This window comes from Bradyrhizobium sp. BRP56, from assembly GCF_020194035.1.
Taxonomy (GTDB): Bacteria; Pseudomonadota; Alphaproteobacteria; order Rhizobiales; family Xanthobacteraceae; genus Bradyrhizobium; species Bradyrhizobium australafricanum.
Map to the genome: position 1 here is coordinate 21,226 of NZ_JADYVV010000095.1, position 7,111 is coordinate 28,336.

Annotated in this window: 10 protein-coding genes; 5 read left to right on the plus strand and 5 right to left on the minus strand. The window is 64.0% G+C overall.

What is annotated here, in order from left to right; translation table 11 throughout:
• Window position 1: 1 nt before the first annotated feature.
• Entirely contained in the window at window positions 2-1,669 is a 1,668-nt protein-coding gene (locus I6F38_RS39850) for a fumarate hydratase (RefSeq protein ID WP_225164246.1), read from the minus strand.
• A 220-nt stretch (window positions 1,670-1,889) separates the two neighbouring features.
• Between I6F38_RS39850 and I6F38_RS39855 the strand changes: the two genes are divergently transcribed.
• Together I6F38_RS39855 and I6F38_RS39860 are read left to right on the plus strand one after the other, a co-directional pair.
• Complete coding sequence (locus tag I6F38_RS39855; RefSeq protein WP_225164247.1) at window positions 1,890-2,207, plus strand: Kazal-type serine protease inhibitor family protein; 318 nt, start codon at window positions 1,890-1,892, stop codon at window positions 2,205-2,207.
• 103 nt (window positions 2,208-2,310) lie between these two features.
• The gene (locus I6F38_RS39860; protein ID WP_225164254.1) at window positions 2,311-2,772 is read left to right on the plus strand and encodes a hypothetical protein; all 462 of its coding nucleotides are present in this window, start codon (window positions 2,311-2,313) and stop codon (window positions 2,770-2,772) included.
• Here the strand turns inward: I6F38_RS39860 and I6F38_RS39865 are convergent, their stop codons facing one another.
• Window positions 2,773-3,213, minus strand: a complete 441-nt coding sequence (locus I6F38_RS39865; RefSeq protein ID WP_225164248.1) for an SRPBCC domain-containing protein — start codon at window positions 3,211-3,213, stop codon at window positions 2,773-2,775. It lies immediately after the preceding gene.
• Window positions 3,213-3,539: a metalloregulator ArsR/SmtB family transcription factor gene (locus I6F38_RS39870; protein ID WP_028339820.1), complete on the minus strand. Its 327-nt coding sequence runs from the start codon at window positions 3,537-3,539 to the stop codon at window positions 3,213-3,215. Before I6F38_RS39870 ends, I6F38_RS39865 begins: the two co-directional genes overlap by 1 nt.
• A gap of 146 nt (window positions 3,540-3,685) precedes the next feature.
• Here I6F38_RS39870 and I6F38_RS39875 point away from each other — a divergent pair, with 146 nt between their 5' ends.
• Window positions 3,686-4,360 (plus strand): isoprenylcysteine carboxylmethyltransferase family protein, encoded by a 675-nt coding sequence (locus I6F38_RS39875; RefSeq protein WP_225164249.1) that lies wholly within the window; start codon window positions 3,686-3,688, stop codon window positions 4,358-4,360.
• Between the two features lie 9 nt (window positions 4,361-4,369).
• Entirely contained in the window at window positions 4,370-4,729 is a 360-nt protein-coding gene (locus tag I6F38_RS39880) for a GFA family protein (protein WP_016844775.1), read from the plus strand.
• 101 nt (window positions 4,730-4,830) lie between these two features.
• Here I6F38_RS39880 and I6F38_RS39885 read toward each other — a convergent pair whose 3' ends face one another.
• The gene (locus I6F38_RS39885; protein WP_225164250.1) at window positions 4,831-5,538 is read right to left on the minus strand and encodes a glutathione S-transferase; all 708 of its coding nucleotides are present in this window, start codon (window positions 5,536-5,538) and stop codon (window positions 4,831-4,833) included.
• Window positions 5,539-5,690: 152 nt separating this feature from the next.
• On the opposite strand from I6F38_RS39885, the gene I6F38_RS39890 reads away from it, so the two are divergent.
• A complete protein-coding gene (locus I6F38_RS39890) occupies window positions 5,691-6,098 on the plus strand; it encodes a DUF3606 domain-containing protein (RefSeq protein ID WP_225164251.1) in 408 nt (135 codons plus the stop codon).
• A 119-nt stretch (window positions 6,099-6,217) separates the two neighbouring features.
• Here the strand turns inward: I6F38_RS39890 and I6F38_RS39895 are convergent, their stop codons facing one another.
• Window positions 6,218-6,895 (minus strand): lectin, encoded by a 678-nt coding sequence (locus I6F38_RS39895; protein WP_225164252.1) that lies wholly within the window; start codon window positions 6,893-6,895, stop codon window positions 6,218-6,220.
• Window positions 6,896-7,111: the final 216 nt, after the last annotated feature.

Below are 7,111 nucleotides of genomic sequence, written 5' to 3' on the forward strand. Positions count from 1 at the left end.
CTCAACCGAGATTCAATTCCTTGAAGAAGTCGTTGCCCTTGTCGTCGATGATGATGAAGGCCGGGAAGTCGACCACCTCGATGCGCCAGATCGCTTCCATGCCGAGCTCGGGATACTCGACCACCTCGACCTTCTTGATGCAGTGCTCGGCGAGGTTCGCCGCGGCGCCGCCGATCGAGCCGAGATAGAAGCCGCCATGCTTCTTGCAGGCCTCGCGCACCGCGACTGCGCGGTTGCCCTTGGCGACCATCACCATCGAGCCGCCGGCCGCCTGGAACTGGTCGACGAAGGAGTCCATGCGTCCCGCCGTGGTCGGGCCGAACGCGCCGGAGGCGTAGCCGTCGGGCGTCTTGGCGGGACCGGCGTAGTAGACCGGATGGTTCTTGAAATAGTCGGGCAGCGGCTCGCCCTTCTCCAGCCGCTCGCGCAGCTTGGCATGCGCGGAGTCGCGCGCGACGATCATGGTGCCGGTCATCGAGACGCGGGTCTTGATCGGATATTGCGACAGTGTCGCCAGGATCTCCTTCATCGGCTTGTTGAGGTCGATCTTGACGACCTCGCCGCCGAGCGACTGCTCGACCGCGGGCAGATACTGCGCCGGGTTGTGCTCGAGCTCCTCGAGATAGACGCCATCCCTGGTGATCTTGCCGAGCACCTGGCGGTCCGCCGAGCAGGAGACGCCGAGCCCGATCGGCAGCGAGGCGCCGTGGCGCGGCATCCGGATCACGCGCACGTCGTGGCAGAAATATTTGCCGCCGAACTGCGCGCCGACGCCGAGCGACTGCGTCATCTTGAGGATTTCCTGCTCCATCTCGAGATCACGGAACGCATTGCCGTCGGCCGAGCCGTGGGGCGGCAGCGCGTCGAGATAGCGCGCCGAGGCGAGCTTCACCGTCTTCATGCAGAGCTCGGCCGAGGTGCCGCCGATCACGATCGCAAGGTGGTACGGGGGACACGCCGCGGTGCCGAGCGTCAGCACCTTCTCCTTCAGGAAGGCGAGCAGCCGGTCCTTGGTCAGCACCGAGGGTGTCGCCTGGAACAGGAAGCTCTTGTTGGCCGAGCCGCCGCCCTTGGCCATGAACATGAACTTGTAGGCGCCCGCAGAATCCCCTTGGCCCTCGGCGTAGATCTCGCACTGCGCCGGCATGTTGTTGGCGGTGTTCTTCTCCTCATACATCGACAAGGGAGCTACCTGCGAGTAGCGCAGATTGCGGCGCAGATAGGCATCGCGCGCGCCTTCGGACAGCGCGGCCTCGTCGTCACCGTCGGTGATGACGTTGCATCCCTTCTTGCCCATGATGATCGCGGTGCCGGTGTCCTGGCACATCGGCAGCACGCCGCCGGCCGCGATGTTGGCATTCTTCAGGAAGTCGAAGGCGACGAACTTGTCGTTGTCGCTGGCTTCCTTGTCCTCGAGGATCGAACGGAGCTGCTTCAGATGGCCCGGCCGCAGATAGTGGTTGATGTCGCCGAAGGCCGCCTCGGAGAGCGCGCGCAGCGCTTCCCGCGACACCACAAGCATGTCCTTGCCCAGCACCTTCTCGACCCGGACGCCCTCGCTCGTCACCTTCTTGTAGGGCGTGGTGTCGGCACCAAGCGGGAACAGAGGCGTGTGCTTGTAGGGCGGAACGGGCTTCTGCTGGTCGGGAAAGGCTGAGGGGGCGTTCATGAGCTGCTCGTCGGTTTCGAAAGGCCGATGCCGGCCGCTGGGCCGCCGGCAATGTAGAGCCGTTCTAAGCCTTTTTCCGACAAAGGAAAGGGAAGCCGGCCGCCTTCCAGCCATGCGCGGGACCGGCAATCCACGTGCTATGTTTCATGCCATCGTAATCCCAGGTTGCCACAACGCCGGCAAGCCGCGGAACGGCCAAGGAAACCATCAGGAGACCTTCATGAAGACAGCGCTTTTCGTCTGGTTCGCGGCGCTGGCCTTGTTGATCGCGATCCCGACCGGCGCCGATGCCGCCCGCCTCGGCAAGCCGTGCGGCGGCCTTGCCGGACTGCAATGCAGCGGTCGCGGCCAGTTCTGCCAGTTCAAGCCCGTGACCTGCGGCCGCTTCGACCAGACCGGCACCTGCGCGTTCCGCCCGACGATCTGCAACAAGATCTTCAAGCCCGTATGCGGCTGCGACGGCAAGACCTATGGCAATGATTGCGAGCGCCGGGCCGCCGGGGCTTCCAAGGCGCATGAAGGCAGGTGCTCGTCCTGACGCGGCCGTATTGACGCGCTCCGCGGGAGCCTGCATGTAGCTTCGCGTACTTTCATACCGCGGGGGGTATTTCGTGACAGCATCGTTGCGCCGACGCTTGCCTTTGGGCATCCGCTCCACTCTGCCGGCCGCGCTGATCGCGCTAGCGACGGTTTTCGTCGCAGCGCCTGCGCATGCCGATCCCTGCGTGGACATTGCCAAGCAGCTCGCGGGCCAGATCGACGGGCTGAAGGTCAATTTCAGCGCCGCCAACATCACCTACCTCACGCACCCGGCGGCGAAGGAATTGTCGCTCGGCTGCCGCGGCAAGGATTATTCGATCGAGCTCTACGCCAAGACCGATCGCAAGATGAAGCCGGAGTTCTTCAACCTGGTGGGCTCCGCCACCGCGCTGATCTTCACCGTGCCGAAGGACGACGCCGTCACCGGCACCTCGCGCTGCCTGAAGCGCATGGGCATCTTGCGCGGCAACACCATCACGATGCGCTATCGCCGCCTCAACCTCGAATGCACTCGCAACAAGACCGACGCCTCGATCACGGTTCGTCGCGGCAACAACGAGTGATCAGCCTTCGCCGGTGATGCGCGCGATGGCGTCGAGCACCCGGCCCCATCCCGGGCTCATCATGTCGAAGGCGAAGCGGTTGCCCGGCAGCACGAAGCCGTCATGCACCATCCGCAGATGGGTGCCGCCTTCGACCGGCGTCAGCGTCCAGGTGACGATCGTATCGAGCTTCGAGCCGTATTCCGGATTGGTATCAGCGCCGCCCTTCCAGGAGTAGCGCAACAGGCGCGGCGGATCGCAATCCAGCACCTCGCAATGCACGACACCGTCCCAGTCGCCCATCGGCTTGGTGTGGAAATTGAAGCGATGGCCAACGGCCGGCACGAAATCGTTCGGCATCAGCCATTTCGCGATCCGGTCGCTCGTCGTCAGCGTCCGCCAGATCTTCTCGGCCGCGTAGGGCAGCACCTTCTCGACCGCGATCGCGTGCGTCTCACCCATCACTCACTCTCCTTCAACAGCCGTTCCAGATTTGCGAAGCGCTCGGCCCAGAACGTCTCGTAGTGGCCGAGCCAGTCGATCAGCGGGCCGAGCCCCTTCGGCGCGATGCGATAATGGATATGCCGGCCCTCGCGCCGCTCGGCGACCAGCCCGGCATCGCGCAGCGCGCGCAGATGTTGCGACACCGCCGGCTGCGACACCTTTGAACCCTGCACCAGGCCCGTCGCGGCGATCTCGCCTTCCCGCGCAATCCGCTCGAACACCGCCCGCCGCGTCGGGTCCGCGAGGGTCTTCAACACATCGGTCAGCTGCGTGGCGGCGGGCATGAAAATATATAAGCAATTGCTTATATGATTGTCAATACAGTCGCGACGCTGGAACGTCTCGCCTGCTCCGAAAGTTGATCGCTGCGGTCGCATGTTTGCCGGGAAAACGGTGCGATAATCACGACTGGAATCGCGCGGAGCCGCTCATGATCGCAAAGCTCCTTCTGCAGAATACCTTCTTCGTCATCGCCATGGCCGTGCTGCTGTTTGCCTTCGCAGGTACGCTGCACTGGCCCGGCGCATGGGCCTATCTGATCGCCTCGGCCGTGATCGGCCCGGCCTGCGGGCTGTGGCTCGCCAAGGTCGATCCCGGGCTGCTGGCCGAGCGCATGCGCCTCACCGCGCGCGAAGGCCAGCCCACCGAGGACAAGCGGTTCATGCTGGTGTTCCTGGTCGTTGCCGTGCTGTGGTTCGTCGCGATGGGGCTCGACCGGCGCTTTGACGGCGTCAATGACGGCGTGCCGCTGATCGTGCTCGGCCTTGTGCTGTATCTGGTCTCGACCGTGGCGATCCTGTGGGTGTTCCGCACCAACTCGTTCGCCGCGCCGGTCGTGAAGGTACAGACCGAGCGCGACCATCACGTCATCTCGACCGGTCCCTACGCGCTGGTCCGCCATCCGATGTATACGAGCGTGATGCTGTTCTTCATCGGCGTGCCGCTGACGCTCGGCTCCTGGTGGGGCCTCGCCTTCGTGCCGGTGTTCTTCGTGATGTTTGTGATCCGCACAGGGATCGAGGAGCGCGCGCTGGTGACGGGGTTGTCAGGCTACGCCGATTATGCGGCACGGGTGCGCTACCGCCTCGTACCCGGCCTGTGGTGAGGGATCATCATGGCAGAGAGCAAGACCTACACCGGCGGTTGCCATTGCGGACAGGTCCGCTTCGAATGCACCACCGATATGGCCATGGTGACGGCCTGCAACTGCTCGATCTGCACCAAGAAGGGCCTGCACTTCGTGTTCATGCCGCCGTCGAGCTTCCAGCTTCGCGCCGGCGCCGAGAACCTCAAGGAATATCTCTTCAACCGCCATGCGATCCGCCATCAGCTTTGCGTCGATTGCGGCGTCGACGTGTTCGCGCGCGGCAAGAAGCCCGATGGCACCGACATCGTGGCGCTGAATGTCAGCTGCATCGATGGCATCGATCTGTCGAAGATCGCGATGACGCCGGTGGATGGGCGGAGCCGGTAGCCTTCCACGCCGTCATTCCGGAGCACGCGGAGCATAAACCGGGAATCCAGAGACTCTGGCGCGAGATTCCGGGTTCGCTTCGCGCCCCGGAATGACGGCGATCACAAATCCAACGCCTTGTAGCGCCGGAAAATGCCCTCTTCGTTGAAAGGAATCCGCCGCTCGCTGGCCAGATACGCCTTGATGTTTGGCCGCTCGGCGACGCGATCGCGCAGCGCGATCAGGCGCGGGATCTTCTTCTCGAACGCCGCCATCCGCTTCGGAAACGCGTAGCGCAGGCCTTCCACGATCTGGAACAGCGACAGGTCGGCGTAGGTCAGCCGGCGTCCGGTGACGAACGCACCGCGGTTGGCTTGCACGAGATCCTCGAAATAGCCGAGATATTTCGGCACCCGCGAATCCCAGAACTCCTCGGTGCGCTTCTTCGCCGGCGCCTTCTGGTCCTCGTAATACAGCGAAGGCCCGAGCGGATGATGGGTATCGTGGATCTCCAGCACGAAGTCCGCGATCGTCAGCTGCAGCTGGTGCACCCAGAGCTTTCCACCCTCCGCCTTCGGCGCGAGGCCGTGGCGCGCGCCGATATAGAGCAGGATGTTGGCGGTCTGCCCGATCACGAGACTGCCGGCCTTGAGGAACGGCGGCGCGAAGGGCGGCGTGCCCTTGTGTGCCTCCATCATCTTCGTCATGGCACCCATGCCGCTCTTGGCGCGCGCGACATCGGTGTAGCCGGCGCCCGCATCCTCGAGCGCGAGGCGGACATATTCGCCGCGGCCCTGGATCATCGGCCAGTAGTAAAGCTGATAGTGCATGTACTTACCTCCGAAAACTTCGCCGCATCGGTTCGCTTCACCTCGATCGTAGCCACGCCGCGCTCACATCGTCCATCACGCACCGCTGCCTGTGCGAACCGCACAGAGGCTGCTAAGGTTCCAACGTCGAATCTTCGATGAGGGATCATCTTATGGCGGACAGCAGGAAGAAGCGGGGCGCGGCGGATCGCGCTCTGATCGCGTTGAGCGAGTCCTACGAAGTTGCGTACTGGTCCAAGAAGTTCAAGGTCACGCCGGCGAAGCTGAAGGCCGCCGTCAAGAAGGTCGGGCATTCCGCCAAGAAGGTAGAAGCCCATTTCAAGGAGCAGCGCCACAAGGCCGCCGACCGCGCGCGGATCGCGATCAGCGAGCCCTACGAGGTCCGCTACTGGTCGAAGAAGTTCAAGGTGACCCCTGCCCGGCTCAAGACCGCGGTCGCAGCCGTCGGACATTCCTCGAAGAAGGTCGAAGCCTATTTCGCGGCGAAGAAAAAAAACGCGAAGAAAAAGAAGGCTGCGAAGAAGACCGCAAAGAAGACCGTCAAGCGCAGGAAGAGCTGAGCGCGATCGTGCTATCCCGTCATTGCGAGGCGCGAGGCGACGAAGCAATCCATCGCTCCGCACCTACGGTAGGATGGATTGCTTCGCTGCGCTCGCAATGACGAAGCAGATACGCTCCCTCAGTTCGCCGCGAAGCAGTACAGCAGGCCGTCGCCGCCGGTGCTCTTCAGGTCAGCCTGCGAGCAGCCGCCGTCGGGACCGCGCGAGGGATGCGACGTGTTCCAGGATTTTGACGGCTCGTCGTCGCGCAGGCCCTTGCGGTCGAAGTGCCCGAGCATGGCGGCGCCTTGTGTGCTGCTTGTCCAGTTCTTGCAGGTGCGGTCCTCGCCGGCCGCAAATGCCGTACCGTCTGCTTGCGACCCCGTCAGCACGTCGTGGCGGTTCGGCGTGTCGCCGGCACCGTTGACGACCTCACCCTTCTCGGACAGGGCGGTCTGCTTGGTGAGATTGTTGCCGGCGCTGTGCAGGTCGGCCACGTCCTTGGCGACCACGACGCCCTTTACATTCTTCCATGGTCCCTTGCCGATACGATCGCGCGCATTCTCCGCTGCCTTGCCGTCGGCCGCCTGGGTCGAGAGGTAGGCGCGCCAGGTCTTCGGCGCGCCGAAGCCGGCGGCCTGCGCCAGTGTCTGGCAATGATTGTCGGCGCCGGCGAGCCCGCCGAGATTGCCGCCGTTGCCGATGCCGTTGCTGGTCAGGAAAAAGCTGGTGTCGGCGGTCTGCGCCGCCGCCGGCGGCGTCGCCACGACGACGAACGCAAGACAGGCCGGAACCGCGATCTGCGCAACGATCTTCATCTCAATCCTCCCGATGGTTGTTATGGTCCGCTGAGATCAACCCGCAGGCCCTCCGGATATTCCGGCGCCGCGACATGTGAATGAAGGCACAATCGGGATAGGGGGGAGCCTCGCGGCTCCGCCCCTCCCACACCACCGGACATACGGGTCCGTATCCGGCGGTTCAGTGGATTATGCGGTCTGCAGCGCCGCGACGGAAGCCAAGCCGAGTGAACT

Coding starts and splice junctions, on each gene's coding strand:
- I6F38_RS39850 (WP_225164246.1), bottom strand. CDS start 1,669: ATGAACGCCCCCTCAGCCTTTCCCGACCAGCAGAAGCCCGTTCCGCCC.
- I6F38_RS39855 (WP_225164247.1), top strand. CDS start 1,890: ATGAAGACAGCGCTTTTCGTCTGGTTCGCGGCGCTGGCCTTGTTGATC.
- I6F38_RS39865 (WP_225164248.1), bottom strand. CDS start 3,213: ATGGGTGAGACGCACGCGATCGCGGTCGAGAAGGTGCTGCCCTACGCG.
- I6F38_RS39870 (WP_028339820.1), bottom strand. CDS start 3,539: ATGCCCGCCGCCACGCAGCTGACCGATGTGTTGAAGACCCTCGCGGAC.
- I6F38_RS39875 (WP_225164249.1), top strand. CDS start 3,686: ATGATCGCAAAGCTCCTTCTGCAGAATACCTTCTTCGTCATCGCCATG.
- I6F38_RS39880 (WP_016844775.1), top strand. CDS start 4,370: ATGGCAGAGAGCAAGACCTACACCGGCGGTTGCCATTGCGGACAGGTC.
- I6F38_RS39885 (WP_225164250.1), bottom strand. CDS start 5,538: ATGCACTATCAGCTTTACTACTGGCCGATGATCCAGGGCCGCGGCGAA.
- I6F38_RS39890 (WP_225164251.1), top strand. CDS start 5,691: ATGGCGGACAGCAGGAAGAAGCGGGGCGCGGCGGATCGCGCTCTGATC.
- I6F38_RS39895 (WP_225164252.1), bottom strand. CDS start 6,895: ATGAAGATCGTTGCGCAGATCGCGGTTCCGGCCTGTCTTGCGTTCGTC.